The sequence below is a fragment of the Klebsiella sp. B345 genome, from assembly GCF_051131735.1.
GTDB lineage: Bacteria > Pseudomonadota > Gammaproteobacteria > Enterobacterales > Enterobacteriaceae > Klebsiella.
Genome location: NZ_CP180443.1, coordinates 2516309 through 2535138, shown reverse-complemented (window position 1 = coordinate 2535138; position 18830 = coordinate 2516309). Strand labels below are relative to the sequence as shown.

Genomic DNA, 18830 nt, shown 5'->3' with positions numbered 1-18830 from the left:
CTTTTTTTGTCAGAACAATTCGTGAGTTTCGCCACCGCCATCGGTGATAGTGGTCCCCACTTCATGAACCGCCTGATGAGTAGGCTGTGTGCCTTCGATGAAGTATTCGGCGCGGCTGTTACCCCCGCTCGCGAGCTGCCCGGTGCTTCGGTCGATATTGACCGTCACCACGCCAGGTGGCGGAGTTAACGGCTCTTCCGGTACGCCTTCCAGGACCTGTTTCATAAAGTCATCCCAGGCCGGCTGGGCGCTTTTTGCTCCCCCTTCATAGCCAGAGATCTGATCTTTAATCGCCCCGGAAGCGGTGGTCCGCCCCAGGTCGCGGCGGTGATCGTCAAAACCAATCCACACCGAGGTGACGACCCCAGGACCGTAACCCGAGAACCAGGCATCTTTAGAGCTGTTGGTGGTCCCGGTTTTGCCGCCGATATCTTTGCGCTGCAGATCGCGACCGGCACGCCAGCCGGTACCCATCCAGCCTGGTTCACCGAAAATGTTCGTGTTCAGCGCGCTTTTAATCAGGAACGCCAGCGGGGTGTTAATCACGTGCGGCGCATATTCCTGCGTACCGGTTTGTGCAACCAGAGACTGGTTAGCCTGTTCAAGCTGTGGCTGCGGCGGTACCGGGACATTCTGCGCGGTGTCAGAGGTGGCAACATCTTCGACATCTTTATTTTCCAGCACGTTGGATTTCGGTGTATCACCGTAAATCACCGGCACATCACACTGCGGGCAGGCAATCTTCGGTCGTTCTTCGAAGATCACGCCGGCCTGGTCGTTCTCGATTTTGCTGATAAAGAAAGGTGTTACCAGGAAGCCGCCGTTAGCCATCACCGAGTAACCGCGGGCCACCTGCAGTGGCGTAAAGGAAGCGGAACCCAGCGCCAGCGATTCGGTTCGCACGATATTCTGTGCCGGGAAGCCGAAACGCTGCAGATATTCCGCGGCATAATCGACGCCCATAGCGCGCATGGCGCGCACCATCACCACGTTTTTCGACTGTCCCAGTCCCTGACGAAGACGGATCGGGCCGGCGTACTGCGGCGGGGAGTTTTTCGGCTGCCAGTCAGAACCGGCGCCGGCATCCCAACGGGAAATCGGTACGTCATTGAGCATGCTTGCCAGGGTCAGGCCTTTATCCATTGCTGCGGTGTAGAGGAACGGCTTGATGTTTGAGCCGACCTGACGCAGCGCCTGAGTCGCGCGGTTAAATTTGCTCTGATTGAAATCGAAACCGCCAACCAACGCAATAATGGCACCGTTCTGCGGGTTGATGGACACCAGCGCCGAGTTAACATCCGGAACCTGCGAGAGCGACCAGTTAGTACCTACCTGACGCACCCACACCTGCTGCCCGGCCTGCAGTACGTCGGTCACTTTACGTGGTGTGGCGCCCTGTTGGGTATCGGAGATAAAACGACGCGCCCAGCGGACGGCATCAATATTCAGCGTGACGGTGGCGCCGTTGCCCAATAGTGCGACGGCTTCCTGTGGGTTCGCCGCAGTGATCACCGCAGGCGCCAGCGGCCCGTATCCCGGCAGTCGTTTGAGCTCCGCCAGAATTTTAGCGTTATCCCACGGGGTTTCACCCACTTTCCACAGCACATTTGCCGGGCCGCGGTAGCCGTGGCGCATATCGTAATCCAGCACATTATTGCGGACTGCCTGCTGGGCCGATTGCTGATTTTTACGGGTAATGGTGGTGTAAACGCGGTAGCCATCTTCATAGGCCTGCTCGCCGTAGCGGCGGACCATTTCCTGGCGGACCATTTCACTCAGATAAGGCGCGGAGAAGGCAATTTCCGGTGCGTGGTAGCGTGCGTCGATGCTTTCGCTACGTGCGCTGTCGTACTGCGCTTGAGTGATATAGCCTTCACTCAGCATACGCGCCAGAACCACGTTGCGACGCGCGGTGGCGCGATCCATCGAATAGAGCGGGTTAAAGGTCGACGGCGCTTTAGGCAGGCCGGCAATCACCGCCATTTCGCTCAGCGTCAGCTGATCGACGTTTTTACCAAAGTAGACCTGCGCCGCGGCGCCAACGCCGTAGGCACGGTAGCCGAGATAGATTTTATTCAGGTACAGCTCAAGGATTTCATCTTTATTCAGCAGCTGCTCGATGCGGATCGCCAGGAAGGCTTCTTTGATCTTACGCATCAGGGTCTTCTCCGGACTGAGGAAGAAGTTACGCGCAAGCTGCTGAGTGATGGTACTGGCACCTTGCGAAGCATGCCCGGAGAACATAGCGACGCTGGCGGCACGGAAGATTCCGACGGGGTCAACACCGTGGTGCTCATAGAAACGGCTGTCTTCGGTGGCAATGAACGCTTTGATCAGTTCAGGCGGCATTTGCTGCAACGTGACAGGAATACGACGTTTTTCGCCATATTGCGCGATCAGCTCGCCATCCGCGCTATAGACCTGCATGGGGATCTGCAAACGCACATCCTTCAGGGTCGCGACGTCGGGGAGTTGTGGCTCAATATATTTATAAAGGCCAAAAACCGAGCCTGCTCCCAGCAGTACGCAACAGACTGCAAGGATCAATAGATACTTTACGAACTTCACCGGAGATTTCCCATTTAGTTTGATTTGGGCAGTTTATAAACAAACGCGCGGTAGTATAAAGGCAAGCCTGGTGCATTGATAGAGTCGAGCCGTAATGGCGGACAAGGAGATCGTAAGCATGGCTTTCACTAACTGGCGAATCGGGATGCATATCCAGCAGGACGAAATCGTGCTTGTGGCGCTGCGCAATGTACGTGCACGCTGGGCGCTATGTCGTTGGTGGCGTATTCCGCTGACACCCGGAACCGTACGTCATGGGATGGTGGTTGACGTTGTCGGGTTGGTGCAGCAACTGCGTCACTGGCGACGAGAGCTGCCGCTGCAACACCAGGTCAGCATTGCCTTTCCGGCCAGCCGAACTCTGCAAAAGCGGCTGCCACGGCCACAATTGTCCCTCAGCGAAAGTGAACGCGCGCAATGGATAACCAGCGTCATGGCTCAGCAGTTGGAAATGCCCGTAGCTTCACTCTGCATCGATTATTCTGCCGCACCGGCAATGACGGAATGGCGGGTGACGGCGGCACAACGTCTGGAGATCGACCTGCTGCGCCAGCTCGCGGCGCGTCTGAAGTTAAGAGTGGCAGAGATTGTGCCGGATGCCAGTGCCCTCAGGGCCTATTTTCCCTGGCTACCTTCAGGATCGCACGGTCTGGGGTGGCGTCATGGCCCGAACTGGCTGTGGGCCACGCAAGAGGGCTGGGGCTGTTCGCCTTGCGCTGAAACCGCTTCATTTGCGCAGCTCGCCCGACAGATCAACGCCGAATCACTCCAGCACTGTGCTGCTGGTTCCGGCGATGAAACCTGTTTTAACCCCTGGAGTGTGATTCATCGCCTGCAACCCCCGCTGCCGGAGGGTGGCGATGGCTTCACCGTGGCGATCGGACTGGCGTTAGGCGGGCGTTAACTATGGCTGCGCTGGTTAATTTTCTACCCTGGCGTGACGTGCGCCGCCGTCAGCGAGTCCGTATTGGGGTGTTGTATGCCATCGGACTGGGATTGTCGCTGCTGACGATCGCCGTGGCTCAGCGAGTAGCTCATGACGCTGACGAGGCGCTTGTCGTGGTACGCATGGCGGCGGACAACCAACTCTTTGCTGCTCTCAGCCAGCGTGAAAGCCTGCTGTTGGAGCGGCGTCAACAGCGTGAACAACGGCGCCAGCGGCAGCAGAGACGAGCGTTGACCGAGTCCTGGCATCAGCGTTTACAGACCATTGCCGCGCGGCTTCCGCCGCAGGCCTGGTTAACCCGGCTGGAGTATCAGCGTGATGCCCTGACATTGAACGGGATGGCCTTGAACCTGAACGCCGTATCGGGGCTGCAGCAGCTCCTGAGTACGGTCTCCGGGTTCCAGCCCGCGCGGGCTGGTGAAACGCGTCGCGGTGAGCAGGGGAACTGGCAGTTTAGTTTTTCTCTTGCCGGAGGGCACGCCGATGCGCGCGACCATTGAGCACTGGTGGGGGCTGCTTTGTTCCGGGCGTGGTGGCCAGCTGGCGTTGCCATTCGTGCTGGTATTGCTGGTGGCGGGGTATTTCTGGTTCTCGTTATCACCTCCGCCAGTTGAAAGCCATGAGCCTCCCGGTATCCGTCTGCAGTGGCTGCGGCTGATGCCGTTACAGGTCGCTTCGCCGCAGGATAGTGTTGAAGAGCGGGTCACGCAGCGTTTTTCTCCTATGACGCTGCCCGGAACTGACAGCAAACTGGTGGCCTGGCGTCCTGTGGGACGAGGAGGAGAGTTGGTGCTGGATGTCCGCTGGCAGGCGGTTCCGCCCCTGTTTTTGTGGCTAGCGCAGTGCGGTATGCGAGTCACGGCGTTTTCGCTTCATCCGCACAAGGGATCGTTGCAAATGACGCTGGCGCTGGAGGCTGACCATGAGGATTAACGGGTGGTACCTGCTGTGGCTGCTTCCGTTGCCGGTGCTGGCTGCCGATCGCGATCCGTTTGAGCCAGTGGAAGACCGCTGCCAGACGGCGCAGCTGGCGCAATGGCACTACGGCGGCGCAGTGGGAACTGCGCAGCAGAACGTGGGTTACCTGCAGGACCGCACAGGTAAATGGCGCCGCGTGCGCGTGGATGACGCTTTGCCTCCCGGCTGGCAAGTTACTGCGCTGACGACAGAACGCATTGAAATTATGACCGGGCCAGGATGTGAACCCTTGCGTTGGGCGTGGAAGCGAAAGGAGAACGGAATAAATGATGCGATGGATAAGCCTGCTGATTCTGCTGCTGCCAGCTCTGGTGGTTACCGCACCCGGAGCGGTAAAAAATGAACCGCCAGTTTCTTTGATGGTTGATGATGTTCCGGTTGCCCAGGTGCTGCAGACTCTGGCAGAAATGCGGCAAAAAAACCTGATTATCGCGCCGGACGTCAGCGGTTCGCTGTCGCTGCACCTGAAAAATGTTTCCTGGCAGCAGGCGTTACGTTCGGTTATCGATAGCGCCGGGCTGACGCTTAGCCAGCAGGGCACCGTTCTCTATGTACACACGCTGGCCTGGAAAAGCGCCCAGCAGGCGCAGCAGGAGGCGGAACGTGAGAAGCGCTTGCTGAGCTTACCGTTACAACGGCACAGCGTGACTTTGCGCTATGCCGATGCGACGGAGCTGGCGAAGGCCGGGGATAAATTACTCAGCGCGCGTGGCAGCCTGACGGTGGATGCACGCACTAATCGCCTGTTGATGCGTGATGATGCCCGCCATCTTGCGATCCTGAAAGCGTGGGCGCAGGAGATGGATCTCCCGGTTGGTCAGGTCGAACTGGCTGCGCATATTGTGTCCATGAGTGAAACCAGCCTGCGAGAGCTGGGGGTGAAATGGAGTCTGGCCGAGGCCAGCAATACGCCTGGTTTCGGCAAGCTCACGACCTTTAGCAGCCAGCAAGGGGTAAGTAATGCCGATACACGGGCCGGATTTAATATCGGCCGTATCAGTGGGCGACTGCTGGAGCTCGAACTCTCGGCGCTGGAGCAAAAGCAACTGGTGGAAATCATCGCCAGCCCTCGTTTGCTGGCTTCCCATATGCAGCCTGCCAGTATCAAACAGGGGAGCGAAATCCCTTATCAGGTTTCCCGGGGTGAAAACGGGGCAACGTCGGTGGAGTTTAAAGAAGCGGTGTTAGGCATGGAGGTCACGCCAACGGTTCTGCAACAAAACCGCGTGCGCCTGAAGTTACGGATTAGCGAAAATACGCCGGGTCAGGCCCTGAAGCAGGAGAATGGCGAAGTCCTGGCGATCGACAAACAAGAAATTGAAACCCAGGTCGAAGTGAAAAGCGGTGAAACGCTGGCGCTGGGCGGCATATTTTCACAAAAAAAGAAATCAGCCCGGGATGGTATTCCCCTTCTTAGCGATATCCCATTGCTTGGCCAGCTGTTTCGTCACGATGGTAAAGGGAAGGAACGGCGTGAACTGGTGGTCTTCATCACCCCACGAATTCTGGCAGTGCATTAAGCCCTTTTCTTGCTAAACATGTTTCAGGTGTTTGACGTGAGGACGGATTTAGCATACAAGGGGTACCGATTTGAGAGTCGGGTTCGGCATCAATCTTCTTTTTTGTCCGGTGATTGCAACAAGATCATTCAGGATGCATCAAGGCGGCACGCTGATTTACCCCCAGAATCATAGATAACTATGCACCTGGAGGCGAAAAAGTGCAGCCGACGGCAGGGTAGTTTGAATATTGACTAGTATATTCAGTTGCCAAACCTGCCTGAGTATTGAGATAATTTTCAGTCTGACTCTCGCTCTATTGCATATGAGGTTTCAGTTCATGTCCTGCTGCGCCAGGTAGTTGCGAAGCGGGTTTACCATTAACGAATAGTCTTAGTAGTACCGAAAAAATGGCAGAGAAACGCAATATCTTTCTGGTTGGGCCTATGGGTGCCGGCAAAAGCACTATTGGGCGCCAGTTAGCCCAACAGCTCAATATGGAATTTTACGATTCTGATCAAGAGATTGAGAAACGCACTGGCGCAGATGTAGGCTGGGTTTTCGATGTCGAAGGTGAAGACGGCTTCCGCGACCGTGAAGAAAAAATCATCAATGAGTTGACGGAAAAACAGGGAATTGTGCTGGCGACTGGCGGCGGCTCTGTGAAATCCCGTGAAACGCGTAACCGTCTCTCCGCCCGCGGCGTGGTGGTGTACCTGGAAACAACGATCGAAAAACAGCTTGCCCGTACGCAGCGTGATAAAAAGCGTCCTCTCTTACAAGTTGAAGCGCCGCCTCGCGAAGTTCTTGAAGCGTTGGCCGACGAACGCAACCCACTGTATGAAGAGATTGCTGACGTCACTATCCGTACCGACGATCAAAGCGCAAAAGTCGTGGCAAACCAGATTATTCATATGCTGGAAAGCAATTGATTCTGGCTTAATAAAGAGCGTCAGAGTAAAAGCAACTGAGGTGGACGTCGCGTTATGGAGAGGCTTACTGTAACTCTCGGGGAACGTAGTTACCCGATTACCATCGCGGCTGGTTTGTTTAACGATCCAGCTTCCTTCCAGCCACTGAAATCAGGCGATCAGGTTATGCTGGTCACCAATGAGACTCTGGCGCCGCTTTATTTGGATAACGTTCGCTCCGTGATGGAGCAGGCGGGTGTTAAGGTTGACAGTGTCATTCTCCCTGACGGCGAGCAGTACAAAAGCCTGGCAGTGATGGACACCGTCTTTACCGCCCTGCTGCAAAAACCGCATGGCCGTGATACGACGCTGGTGGCGCTTGGTGGTGGTGTAGTCGGTGATTTAACCGGCTTTGCTGCGGCCAGCTATCAGCGCGGCGTGCGTTTTATCCAGGTTCCAACCACTCTGCTGTCGCAGGTGGACTCCTCGGTCGGTGGTAAAACGGCCGTCAATCATCCCCTCGGTAAAAACATGATTGGTGCCTTCTGGCAGCCGGTTTCCGTGGTCGTCGATCTCAACTGTCTTAAGACGTTGCCGGCTCGCGAGCTCTCTTCCGGACTGGCCGAAGTCATCAAATATGGCATTATCCTGGACCCTGAATTCTTCAGCTGGCTTGAAGACAATATCGACGCGCTGATGGCGCTTGACGAGAAAGCAATGGCGTATTGCATTCGCCGTTGTTGTGAACTGAAAGCCGAAGTTGTCGCCGCTGACGAGCGCGAAACCGGGTTACGTGCTTTACTCAATCTTGGACATACTTTTGGTCATGCTATTGAGGCTGAAATGGGCTACGGTAACTGGCTCCACGGCGAAGCCGTCGCTGCCGGTATGGTGATGGCCGCGCATACGTCCGAACGATTAGGGCAGTTCAGCAAACAGGACACACAGCGTATCATTACGCTGTTGCAGCGTGCGGGCTTGCCGGTACGTGGACCGCAGGAGATGTCTGCGCAAGCGTATCTGCCCCACATGATGCGTGATAAGAAAGTACTGGCCGGTGAGATGCGGTTGGTACTTCCGCTCGCTATAGGGAAAAGCGAAGTACGCGGTGGAGTGCCGCATGATGTTGTTCTTGGCGCGATTGCTGATACTCAGCTAGCGCAACAATAAGAAGGTCTAGCCGCGCTTGCGCGGCGTTATCATTTCAGGTGACATGCAAAAGTCGTGAGCATAAGCCTTTTAGTGGGGTGTTAAATGGATGAATTAAAACCAGAAGACGATCTGAAAGCCGATCGCAGCGATCGTCGTACTGGTCGTTCCCGTCAATCTTCCGAGCGCGATAGCGATCCGCAGATCAATTTTGATGATGTCGATCTTGATGCGGATGACAGCCGTCCAACACGTGCCAGTAAAGCACGCCGTGAGCGCGATGAAGAAGAGTATGAAGAGGACGTAGAGTCTGAAGAAGACGAAGAGCAGGAAGAGCAGCAGGTAGAGCGCCGTCCGCGTAAGCGTAAGAAAGCGCCCTCAAAGCCAGCGTCTCGCCAGTATATTATGATGGGGGTGGGGATCCTCGTGCTGCTGCTGCTGATTGTTGGCATCGGTTCTGCACTGAAGTCGCCGTCCTCTTCCAGCGAACAAACCGCATCAGGTGAGAAGAGCATTAACCTTTCAGACGATCAGTCGGGTAATGCTCAGCCAGCCTCTCAGGAGCCGTCTGCTTCTCAGGGTCAGACTGCGGGTACCAATCAGCAGCAGGACGTCTCTCTGCCGCCAATCGCTGCTAACCCGACTCAAGGCCAGACGACCACTGAGCCGCAAGGGCAGCAGCGTGTTGAAGTTCAGGGCGATCTGAATAATGCACTGACTCAGCAACCGGGTCAGATGGACAGCGCTGTGGCCAATTCCACACTGCCGACCGAACCTGCCACCGTTGCTCCGGTGCGCAATGGCACCGCGCCGCGTCAGGCGACGACCGAGCGCCAGACTACCGCCGCCCAGCGTCCGGTAGAGCGTAAGCATACGGTTATTGAGCCGAAGCCAGTCGCGAAAGCACCGGTTGAAGCGAAGCCAGTACAGCCTAAGCGTGTTGAAAGCACTACGGCAACCGCCCCGGTGAAAGCGCCTGCTATCCAGCCGAGCAAGCCTGTTGCGACAGCACAGACTAAATCTGCTCCGGCAACCACGGCGACCGCACCAGCGGCCACTGCAGCAGCCACAACGGCGGCGACAGCGGCGCCGGCAGCAGTAGCAGCCGGCGGTAAAACTGCGGGTGATGTCAGCTCCATGAAAGCGGCACCGTCTGGCAACTATACTTTGCAACTTAGCTCCTCCTCCAACTACAACAACCTGAATAGCTGGGCGAAGAAAGAGAAGCTGGAAAAATATGTTGTCTATGAGACCACCCGCAACGGCCAACCCTGGTATGTACTGGTCAGCGGCATCTACGCATCGAAAGACGAAGCGAAACGTGCTGTAGCCACTCTGCCAGCGGACGTGCAGGCGAAAAACCCGTGGGCGAAGCCGCTGCATCAGGTACAAGCTGACCTGAAATAAGCGCGGTGTAGTCTTAAGCGCAGGGTGCTGTCGGAGCTTTCTCCACAGCCGGAGAATGTGTAATTAGTTAGGCAGCATGAAAAAGAATCGCGCTTTTCTGAAATGGGCAGGGGGGAAATACCCCCTGCTTGACGATATTAAAAAGCATTTGCCGCAAGGCGATTGTCTGATTGAGCCCTTTGTGGGCGCCGGGTCGGTATTTCTTAATACCGACTTTTCTCGTTATATCCTGGCGGACATCAACAGCGATCTGATCGGTCTCTACAACATCGTCAAATTGCAGACTGATGAGTATGTGAGCGCAGCGCGTGACATGTTTACGCCGGAAAATAACGCCGCAGAGCAGTACTACCGGTTCCGCACTGAATTCAACCTGAGCCAGGACCCATTCCGCCGTGCGGTGTTGTTCCTGTACCTCAACCGCCACGGTTACAATGGCCTGTGTCGTTACAATCTGCGCGGTGAATTTAACGTCCCGTTCGGCCGTTACAAGAAACCCTATTTCCCGGAAGCTGAGCTGTATCATTTTGCCCAGAAGGCGCAGAATGCGTACTTCTACTGCGAGTCGTATGCCGACAGCATGGCACGCGCGGACGGGTCTTCGGTGGTCTATTGCGATCCGCCGTACGCTCCTTTGTCGTCGACCGCCAATTTTACGGCATACCACACCAGCAGCTTTAATGCCGAGCAGCAGGCGCACCTGGCGCAGCTGGCAGAGAATTTGCTCGAGCAGCGGGTTCCGGTTCTGATTTCCAACCACGATACGGCGCTGACGCGCGAATGGTATCGTCAGGCTAAGCTGCATGTCGTCAAAGTGCGGCGCAGCATCAGCAGTAACGGTGGTACACGAAAGAAGGTGGACGAGCTTCTTGCTCTTTACCGTCCGCCCAAGACTAAATAATTTCAAGGAGATGCGGATGAAGCAGTATTTGATTGCCCCTTCGATTCTGTCGGCTGATTTTGCCCGTCTGGGTGAAGATACCGCCAAAGCGTTGGCTGCAGGTGCCGATGTTGTGCACTTTGACGTGATGGACAACCACTACGTGCCGAATCTGACCATCGGCCCTATGGTGCTGAAAGCACTGCGCAATTATGGCATCACCGCCCCGATCGACGTGCATCTGATGGTGAAGCCGGTTGACCGCATCATTCCTGATTTCGCCGCGGCGGGCGCCAGCATCATCACCTTCCACCCGGAAGCGTCTGAACACGTCGACCGCAGCCTGCAGCTAATCAAAGAACATGGCTGTAAAGCCGGTCTGGTGTTTAACCCGGCCACCTCGCTGAGCTACCTCGATTACGTGATGGACAAGCTGGACGTCATCCTGCTGATGTCCGTCAACCCAGGTTTCGGCGGCCAGTCTTTCATCCCACAGACGCTGGATAAACTGCGCGAAGTTCGTCAGCGTATTGATGCCTCGGGCTATGACATTCGCCTGGAAGTCGACGGTGGCGTCAAGGTCAGCAATATCGCGGATATTGCCGCGGCGGGTGCTGATATGTTCGTTGCCGGCTCGGCGATTTTCGATCAGCCGGACTACCAGCAGGTTATTGATCAAATGCGCAGTGAATTAGCAAAGGTTAGTCATGGATAAATTACACGCCATTCGCGGTATTGCCTTCGACCTGGACGGTACGCTGGTAGACAGCGCGCCGGGGTTGACTGCCGCGGTTGATAGCGCACTTTACGCGCTGGAGTTACCGGTCGCCGGTGAGCCGCGCGTCGTGACCTGGATTGGCAACGGCGCGGATGTTCTGATGGAGCGGGCCCTCAACTGGGCGCGTCAGGAGCGTGCCACCCAGCGTGCCGCAATGGGTAAACCGTCTGTCGATCATGACGATATCCCGCAGGCAGAGCAACTGATGGTGTTGCGTAAGCTGTTTGACCGCTACTATGCCGAAGCCGCTGAAGAGGGCAGTTTCCTGTTCCCGGCGGTTGCCGATACCCTCGGTGCCCTGCACGCGAAAGGTTTACCGCTGGCGCTGGTGACCAACAAGCCGACGCCGTTTGTCGCGCCGATCCTGGACGCGCTGGATATCGCGAAATACTTTAGCGTCGTCATTGGCGGCGATGATGTGAAGAATAAGAAACCGCATCCGGACCCGCTATTGCTGGTGGCGCAGAAACTGGCGCTGACGCCGGCTGAGCTGTTGTTTGTCGGGGATTCACGCAATGACATTCAGGCCGCGAAAGCGGCGGGCTGCTGTTCCATCGGGCTGACCTACGGCTATAACTACGGCGAGTCGATTGCCATCAGCGAACCGGACTATATCTTCGACCAATTTAATGAACTCTTGCCCGCTTTCGGGCTACCGAACAGTGAAACTCAGGAATTGAAAAATGACTAAGCCCATCGTTTTTAGTGGCGCACAGCCCTCAGGTGAATTGACCATTGGCAACTACATGGGTGCGCTGCGTCAGTGGGTGAGCATGCAGGATGATTATCACTGCATCTACTGCATCGTGGATTTGCATGCTATCACCGCGCGTCAGGATCCGGAGAAACTGCGTAAAGCGACGCTGGATACGCTGGCGCTTTACCTGGCCTGCGGGATCGATCCTGAGAAAAGCACCATCTTCGTTCAGTCACACGTGCCGGAGCACGCACAGCTGGGCTGGGCGCTGAACTGCTACACCTATTTCGGCGAACTGAGCCGTATGACCCAGTTCAAAGATAAATCGGCGCGTTATTCGGAAAACATTAACGCCGGCCTGTTTGACTATCCGGTGCTGATGGCGGCGGACATTCTGCTGTATCAGACCAACCAGGTGCCGGTCGGTGAAGACCAGAAGCAGCACCTGGAGCTAAGCCGCGATATTGCCCAGCGCTTCAACGCCATCTACGGAGACGTGTTTAAAGTGCCTGAGCCGTTCATTCCGAAATCTGGCGCTCGCGTGATGTCGCTGCTTGAGCCGACCAAGAAAATGTCTAAGTCGGACGACAACCGCAATAACGTGATCGGCCTGCTGGAAGACCCGAAATCGGTCGTCAAGAAGATCAAACGTGCAATGACCGACGGTGACGAGCCGCCTGTTGTGCGCTACGACCAGCAGAATAAAGCCGGTGTTTCCAACCTGCTGGACATTCTCTCTGGGGTAACCGGTCAGAGCATTGCCGAGCTGGAACAGCATTTTGAAGGCAAAATGTATGGTCATCTGAAAGGTGAAGTAGCCGATGCCGTGTCCGGTATGCTGCTGGAGCTGCAGGAGCGTTATAACCGCTTCCGTAACGACGAAGCGTTCCTGAACCAGGTGATGAGAGACGGGGCCGACAAGGCCAGCGCTCGCGCATCTGAGACCCTGAAAGCGGTGTACGACGCTATTGGTTTTGTCGCTAAGCCATAATCGGTCAGCGTTCGGCAAACAGAAAAGGGCGGGTTATCCCGCCCTTTTGCTATTCAGGCATAGCCTGAATCAATGATGTGAGAACCAGTTCAGTTTGTCTCGCAGGCTGACCACGCGACCCACGATAATCAACGCCGGGCTGGCCATTTGCTGTGCCAGAAGATCCAACTGATCCAGCGTCCCGGAGACCACCTTCTGGCTGACCGCCGTGCCATTTTCCACAATGGCGACCGGCATCTCTGCCGCCATACCGTGGGCAATGAGCTTTTCACGGATGGCCGGAGCCTGACTCAGCCCCATATAAAACACCAGGGTTTGTTTCTCTGCAGCCAGATTTTCCCAGTCCATCTCGCCGTCGGTTTTCAGGTGCCCGGTGACAAGCCGCACGCCCTGGGCGAAATCGCGATGGGTCAGCGGGATGCCGGAATAGGCAGAACAGCCGGAAGCGGCGGTAATTCCCGGTACCACGGAGAAGGGGATCCCGGCATTACACAGGGTTTCCAGCTCTTCCCCTCCGCGACCGAAAATAAAGGGATCGCCACCTTTCAGACGCACTACGCGACGCCCGTTCTGGGCCTCGCGCAGCAGGATCTGGTTAATTTCTTCCTGCGGTACGCAGTGGTAACCCGCGCGTTTACCGACGAATACCCGGTCGGCGTCGCGGCGTACCAGGTTCATAATGTCGTCGGAGACCAGACGGTCATATACCACAACGTCCGCCTGCTGAATTTGCTGAAGACCTTTCAGCGTCAGCAGCCCGGCATCGCCCGGTCCGGCGCCCACCAGCACCACTTCACCACGATGATCCAACGGCTCTGTGAGCAACTGCTCGGTGGTATCCGCCACGGCCTGACGGTCCTGGTTGGCCAGCGATTGCGCGAGGCGGTCGTTGATAAACAGCTTCTCCCAGAAACGGCGACGTTCGCCGACCGTCGCAAACTGTTTTTTCACCCGCGAACGTAACTGGCCCGCATAGTGCGCGAGCTGGCCTAAATGGAGCGGTAACAGGGATTCCAGCTTTTCGCGTAGCAGTCGTGCCAGCACCGGCGAGGTGCCGCCAGAGGAGACGGCGACCATCAGCGGCGAACGGTCGATGATCGACGGCATAATAAAGCTGGCCTGCTTCGGCGCATCTACCACGTTACAGAAAATCCGACGGGATTCTGCGGCGTCGCTGACCTGCTGATTGACATCTTCATCGTCGGTGGCGGCAATCGCCAGCCAGCAGGCGTCAAGCAGCGCGGGGTCAAATGGCGCCGTCACCAGTGTCAGCATCTGCGAATCCGCCCACGCCTGGAACTGCGGTGAGAATGCCAGCGCGTTGACCGTTAACCTGGCGCCGGCATCCAGCAGCAGGCGTGCCTTGCGTTCGGCAACATCACCGCCGCCGACTAGTAAACAATCGCGACCGCGCAGCTGACAGAAAATAGGTAAGTGGTCCACGGAACATCCTCGCAGAAAAGCAGTGGGAGAGGGTAAGCGGTCGTAGCATAACAGCAGAGGGTTGACGGAATACACGACTTTTCTGGGGTCTACCGCTTAGTGGTCATAAGAAAAAAATAGGGTTCCCTCTGGGCGGGAGGGAACCGCAGAGCGCTATGCCTTCAGCTGCACGTTGCCGTCTTTTACTCGCGCCTCAAAGTGGGCGATGGAGTGACTTTCATCTTCCATACACAGGCCGTCGCGCAGGCGGAAGCGCTGTTTCTTCAGCGGGCTGGCAACCCACAGCTCGCCTTCGTGTTCGGCAATGATGCCGCGTGACAGCACGCTGGCGTTAAAGAACGGGTCGATATTGCTGATCGCAAACACCCGATCGTCATGGTAGGGCCGGAACAGTGCGACCTGCTGCTGACCCAGCAGCGCGCAGACGCCGGTCGCGGGCAGGATATCGTCAATCTTGCAGATGTTTATCCACTGGCTCATGCGTTTTCCTCCACCAGCGTCACCGGGATACGCTCATACGGCGTGGCCGGGCGATGCTGCTCGCGCTCCGGGACGACCTGCACATTCGGGTCGCGCTGGTTGCTGTTGATAAAGTGTTTGAAGCGGGTCTGCGCCGCCGGGGTATTGACCGTTTCGGTCCACTCGCAGGCGAAGGCGGCACGCAGACGCGCCAGCTCTTCTTCAAGGTGTGCGTTCAGGCCCAGCTTGTCGTCGATGATGACACTGCGCAGGTAGTCGATTCCGCCTTCCATGTTATCTAACCATGGTGCGGTACGGGTCAGCTTATCGGCTGTGCGAATGTAGAACATCATGAAACGGTCGAGATAGCTGAGCAGCGTTTCACGATCGAGGTCGGCGGCCAGCAGATCGGCGTGACGCGGTTTCATCCCACCGTTGCCGCAAACATACAGGTTCCAGCCTTTTTCGGTGGCGATAATCCCTACGTCTTTGCCCTGGGCTTCCGCACATTCACGGGTACAGCCGGAGACGCCAAACTTCATTTTATGCGGCGTGCGGATGCCCTTGTAGCGGTTTTCCAGCTCGACGCCAAAGCCCACGCTGTCACCGACACCGTAGCGGCACCAGGTGCTGCCGACACAGGTTTTCGCCATCCGCAGCGCTTTGGCATACGCGTGGCCGGTTTCGAAGCCCGCCTCAATCAACTGACGCCAGATTTCCGGCAGGTCGTCTTTTTGCGCGCCGAACAGGCCAATGCGCTGTGAACCGGTAATTTTGGTGTAGAGGTTATATTCGCGTGCAATGCGCCCAACGGCGACCAGGCCTTCCGGAGTAATTTCACCGCCGGCGGAGCGCGGGATCACTGAATAGGTACCATCTTTCTGGATGTTGGCGAGGAAGTTATCGTTGGTATCCTGCAGCGGCGTATGCTGCGGCTTGAGGATGTACTCGTTCCAGCAGGAGGCCAGCAGGGAACCGACCGTCGGCTTACACACTTCACAGCCGTACCCTTTACCGTGTTTGGCCAGCAGCTCTTCGAAGGTTTTAATGCCTTCAACGCGGATCAGGTGGAACAGTTCCTGGCGGGAGTAGGCGAAGTGTTCGCATAGGTTATGGTTAACTTCGATACCCTGTTTTGCCAGTTCGGCGTTCAGTACCTGCGTCACCAGCGGGATACAGCCGCCGCAGCCGGTACCGGCTTTGGTCTCAGCTTTCAGGGCCGCCACGGTATGGCAGCCTTTGTTGATGGCGGCAACCAGCATCCCTTTGGTGACATCGAAGCAGGAGCAGATTTGTGCGCTGTCCGGCAGTTTATCGACGCCAATTGATGGTTTGCCGCTGCCCGCATGGGCCGGCAGGATAAGCGAGTCCGGGTTTTCCGGCAGCTCAATAGCGTTCAGTACCAGCTGCAGCAGGTTGCCGTAGTCGCTGGTATCGCCGACCAGTACCGCGCCAAGCAGGGTTTTATTGTCTTCGCTGACGATCAGGCGTTTATAGACTTCTTTGCTTTCATCGAGATAGACATAGCTACGGGCGCCCGGCGTGCGACCATGCGCGTCACCGATGCCGCCAACGTCGACGCCAAGCAGTTTCAGTTTGGCGCTGAGATCGGCGCCGGTAAAGGCGTTGCTGTTGCCGAGCAGATGATCGACGGTCACCTGTGCCATCTTATAGCCCGGTGCTACCAGGCCATAGACGCGGTTGTTCCAGCTGGCGCATTCGCCGATCGCATAGATGTCCGGGTCTGATGTCTGACAGGTATCATTCACGGCGATGCCGCCACGTTGGGCGACCGCCAGACCACACTGGGTCGCCAGCTTGTCGCGTGGACGAATACCGGTGGAGAAGACGATAAAGTCGACCTGCAGTTCGCTACCATCGGCGAACTGCATAGTTTTGCGCGCTTCGCTGCCCTGCTGGAGGATCTCTTTGGTGTTTTTGCTGGTATGGACCTTCACGCCCATGCTTTCGATTTTACGTTTGAGCTGTTCGCCGCCCATGTTATCCAGCTGCTCGGCCATCAGCATCGGAGCAAACTCAATCACGTGGGTCTCGACGCCGAGGTTCTTCAGGGCGCCAGCAGCTTCGAGGCCCAGCAGGCCGCCGCCGATGACCGCACCGCGTTTGCTGCGGCGGGCGCAGGACTCGATCGCGTTGAGGTCTTCAATAGTACGGTAGACGAAGCAGTCCTGAGTTTCTGCGCCTTTGATCGGTGGGATCCACGGATAAGACCCTGTTGCCATGACCAGCTTGTCATAAAAGACGGTGCGTCCGGCGCTGGAGTGAATGACTTTCTCCTGACGGTTAATCGTGATCGCCCGTTCGCCGATCAACACTTTCACGCCATGCTTTTCGTAAAATCCTTCACGAACCAGCGAAAGTTCTTCCGCAGTGTGGTGGGAGAAGTAAGACGACAGGTGGACACGGTCGTAAGCGATACGGGGTTCTTCACAGAACACGGTAATGTCGAATTGTCCGGCAGGCGCCTTATCAAGAAGCTCTTCGATAAAGCGATGGCCGACCATGCCGTTACCGATAATAGCGATTCTGACTTTGCTCATTTTTGCCTCGATTTCTTTTCTATTACCGCCTACCTTAACGATTCAGCCAGTGCACTTATTGATACAAATCAAGATCGCTCCCGCCTACCACTTAATGGGTATGATCATGATTTTAATGGATTTTTATAAGTTGTGGAAAACTCAGGCTTTTCCTTCTTGCTGCTTTTGTGTACAAACTGGAGGTGAGAAAATGTTCATAGCCTGGGTGAATAATCAGCATTATTAACGGGAGTCATCACGATGACAGCAGTTCCACTTTGGTTAATTCAGAACGTACGTCTGCCGGACCGCGACGGGTTATGGCAGATTGCGATAGATAAAGGCTGTTTTGGCGATATCACCCCTATGGGTGATGCGCGTAGCGAAAGTTACGAAGTGCTTAACGCCCGCGGAGGGCTGGCAATCCCGCCGTTTATTGAACCGCATATTCACCTGGATACCACCCAAACCGCCGGTGAACCGAACTGGAACCAGTCCGGAACACTGTTTGAGGGCATTGAACGCTGGGCCGAGCGCAAGGCGCTGCTGAGCCACGAGGATGTGAAAGCCCGGGCGTGGAAAACCCTGAAGTGGCAAATTGCCAACGGGATCCAGTTTGTTCGTACCCACGTTGACGTTTCTGACCCGACGCTGACCGCCCTAAAAGCGATGCTGGAAGTGAAGCAGGAGGTAGCGCCGTGGGTAGATTTGCAGATCGTCGCCTTCCCCCAGGAGGGGATTTTATCCTACCCCAATGGAGAGGCCCTGCTGGAAGAGGCGCTGCGCCTCGGAGCCGATGTGGTGGGTGCCATTCCGCACTTTGAGTTTACTCGCGAGTACGGTGTCGAATCGCTGCATATTGCGTTCCGTCTGGCGCAGCAGTATCAGCGGCCGCTGGATATTCATTGCGATGAAATCGATGATGAGCAGTCGCGGTTTGTCGAAACCGTTGCCGCTCTGGCACTGAAAGAGGGGATTGGCCCGCGGGTTACCGCCAGCCATACCACCGCGATGCACTCCTATAACGGCGCCTATACCTCCAGGCTGTTCCGCCTGCTGAAGCTCTCGGGTATCAACTTCGTGGCTAACCCACTGGTGAACATTCACCTCCAGGGACGGTTTGATGATTATCCGAAGCGCCGGGGTATTACCCGGGTGAAGGAGTTGATGGCCGCGGGCATTAACGTCTGCTTTGGTCACGATGATGTGTTCGACCCGTGGTATCCGCTCGGCACTGGCAACATGCTGCAGGTGCTGCATATGGGGTTACATGTCTGTCAGTTGATGGGCTATCAGCAGATTAACGACGGGCTGAAGCTTATCACCGACAACAGCGCCCGCACCTTCGGCCTGCAGGATTACGGCATTGTCCCGGGGAATCCGGCCAATCTGATTATTCTGCCGGCAGAGAATGGTTTTGAGGCGGTGCGTTGTCAGGTACCGGTCCGCTGGTCGATCCGTCAAGGTAGGGTGATTGCCACGACGCAGTTGGCACAGACCTGGATCCAGACTGACAGAGGAGGAGAGGAGCTGTTCTTTACCAGAAACAGCCCCTTCGCGGATGCTAAGGGGCCGACGGCTTAA

17 protein-coding genes are annotated in these 18830 nt (G+C 56.4%); 13 read left to right on the top strand and 4 right to left on the bottom strand.

The genetic code is table 11. The annotated features are described in order from the left end of the window. Window positions 1-9 precede the first annotated feature (9 nt). On the bottom strand, window positions 10-2568 hold the full coding sequence (mrcA, locus tag ACMYSO_RS12030) for a peptidoglycan glycosyltransferase/peptidoglycan DD-transpeptidase MrcA (protein WP_434670619.1): 2559 nt from the start codon (window positions 2566-2568) through the stop codon (window positions 10-12). Between the two features lie 118 nt (window positions 2569-2686). On the opposite strand from mrcA, the gene ACMYSO_RS12025 reads away from it, so the two are divergent. The 12 genes from ACMYSO_RS12025 to trpS all read left to right on the top strand — a co-directional run bounded on the left by ACMYSO_RS12025 (window position 2687) and on the right by trpS (window position 12804). Then, entirely contained in the window at window positions 2687-3472 is a 786-nt protein-coding gene (locus tag ACMYSO_RS12025; protein WP_434670618.1) for a pilus assembly protein, read from the top strand. 2 nt (window positions 3473-3474) lie between these two features. Beyond that, on the top strand, window positions 3475-4014 hold the full coding sequence (locus ACMYSO_RS12020) for a PilN domain-containing protein (protein ID WP_434670617.1): 540 nt from the start codon (window positions 3475-3477) through the stop codon (window positions 4012-4014). Continuing rightward, on the top strand, window positions 3998-4447 hold the full coding sequence (locus ACMYSO_RS12015) for a hypothetical protein (protein WP_434670616.1): 450 nt from the start codon (window positions 3998-4000) through the stop codon (window positions 4445-4447). The genes ACMYSO_RS12020 and ACMYSO_RS12015 overlap by 17 nt, the downstream gene beginning before the upstream one ends. Further along, on the top strand, window positions 4437-4835 hold the full coding sequence (locus ACMYSO_RS12010; protein ID WP_434670615.1) for a HofP DNA utilization family protein: 399 nt from the start codon (window positions 4437-4439) through the stop codon (window positions 4833-4835). Before ACMYSO_RS12015 ends, ACMYSO_RS12010 begins: the two co-directional genes overlap by 11 nt. Further along, on the top strand, window positions 4759-6012 hold the full coding sequence (gene hofQ / locus ACMYSO_RS12005) for a DNA uptake porin HofQ (RefSeq protein ID WP_434582726.1): 1254 nt from the start codon (window positions 4759-4761) through the stop codon (window positions 6010-6012). Before ACMYSO_RS12010 ends, hofQ begins: the two co-directional genes overlap by 77 nt. A gap of 389 nt (window positions 6013-6401) precedes the next feature. After that, window positions 6402-6923, top strand: a complete 522-nt coding sequence (gene aroK, locus ACMYSO_RS12000) for a shikimate kinase AroK (RefSeq protein ID WP_004868452.1) — start codon at window positions 6402-6404, stop codon at window positions 6921-6923. 54 nt (window positions 6924-6977) lie between these two features. Continuing rightward, window positions 6978-8072: a 3-dehydroquinate synthase gene (aroB, locus tag ACMYSO_RS11995; protein ID WP_174510131.1), complete on the top strand. Its 1095-nt coding sequence runs from the start codon at window positions 6978-6980 to the stop codon at window positions 8070-8072. Window positions 8073-8156: 84 nt separating this feature from the next. After that, a complete protein-coding gene (gene damX, locus ACMYSO_RS11990) occupies window positions 8157-9458 on the top strand; it encodes a cell division protein DamX (protein ID WP_434670613.1) in 1302 nt (433 codons plus the stop codon). A 76-nt stretch (window positions 9459-9534) separates the two neighbouring features. Continuing rightward, window positions 9535-10359: an adenine-specific DNA-methyltransferase gene (dam, locus tag ACMYSO_RS11985; RefSeq protein ID WP_434582728.1), complete on the top strand. Its 825-nt coding sequence runs from the start codon at window positions 9535-9537 to the stop codon at window positions 10357-10359. A 16-nt stretch (window positions 10360-10375) separates the two neighbouring features. Then, window positions 10376-11053, top strand: a complete 678-nt coding sequence (gene rpe / locus ACMYSO_RS11980; RefSeq protein ID WP_434582729.1) for a ribulose-phosphate 3-epimerase — start codon at window positions 10376-10378, stop codon at window positions 11051-11053. Beyond that, the gene (gene gph, locus ACMYSO_RS11975; RefSeq protein ID WP_434670612.1) at window positions 11046-11807 is read left to right on the top strand and encodes a phosphoglycolate phosphatase; all 762 of its coding nucleotides are present in this window, start codon (window positions 11046-11048) and stop codon (window positions 11805-11807) included. The genes rpe and gph overlap by 8 nt, the downstream gene beginning before the upstream one ends. Next, a complete protein-coding gene (gene trpS / locus ACMYSO_RS11970; RefSeq protein ID WP_123757343.1) occupies window positions 11800-12804 on the top strand; it encodes a tryptophan--tRNA ligase in 1005 nt (334 codons plus the stop codon). Before gph ends, trpS begins: the two co-directional genes overlap by 8 nt. Before the next feature lie 69 nt (window positions 12805-12873). On the opposite strand, the gene cysG is transcribed toward trpS, so the two are convergent. The 3 genes from cysG to nirB form a co-directional block, all read right to left on the bottom strand. Next, window positions 12874-14247, bottom strand: a complete 1374-nt coding sequence (cysG, locus tag ACMYSO_RS11965) for a siroheme synthase CysG (protein ID WP_434670611.1) — start codon at window positions 14245-14247, stop codon at window positions 12874-12876. Between the two features lie 153 nt (window positions 14248-14400). Further along, window positions 14401-14727: a nitrite reductase small subunit NirD gene (gene nirD / locus ACMYSO_RS11960; RefSeq protein ID WP_434582734.1), complete on the bottom strand. Its 327-nt coding sequence runs from the start codon at window positions 14725-14727 to the stop codon at window positions 14401-14403. Next, the gene (nirB, locus tag ACMYSO_RS11955; protein WP_434670609.1) at window positions 14724-17267 is read right to left on the bottom strand and encodes a nitrite reductase large subunit NirB; all 2544 of its coding nucleotides are present in this window, start codon (window positions 17265-17267) and stop codon (window positions 14724-14726) included. Before nirB ends, nirD begins: the two co-directional genes overlap by 4 nt. A gap of 240 nt (window positions 17268-17507) precedes the next feature. Here nirB and ACMYSO_RS11950 point away from each other — a divergent pair, with 240 nt between their 5' ends. Continuing rightward, entirely contained in the window at window positions 17508-18830 is a 1323-nt protein-coding gene (locus ACMYSO_RS11950) for a cytosine deaminase (RefSeq protein ID WP_434670607.1), read from the top strand.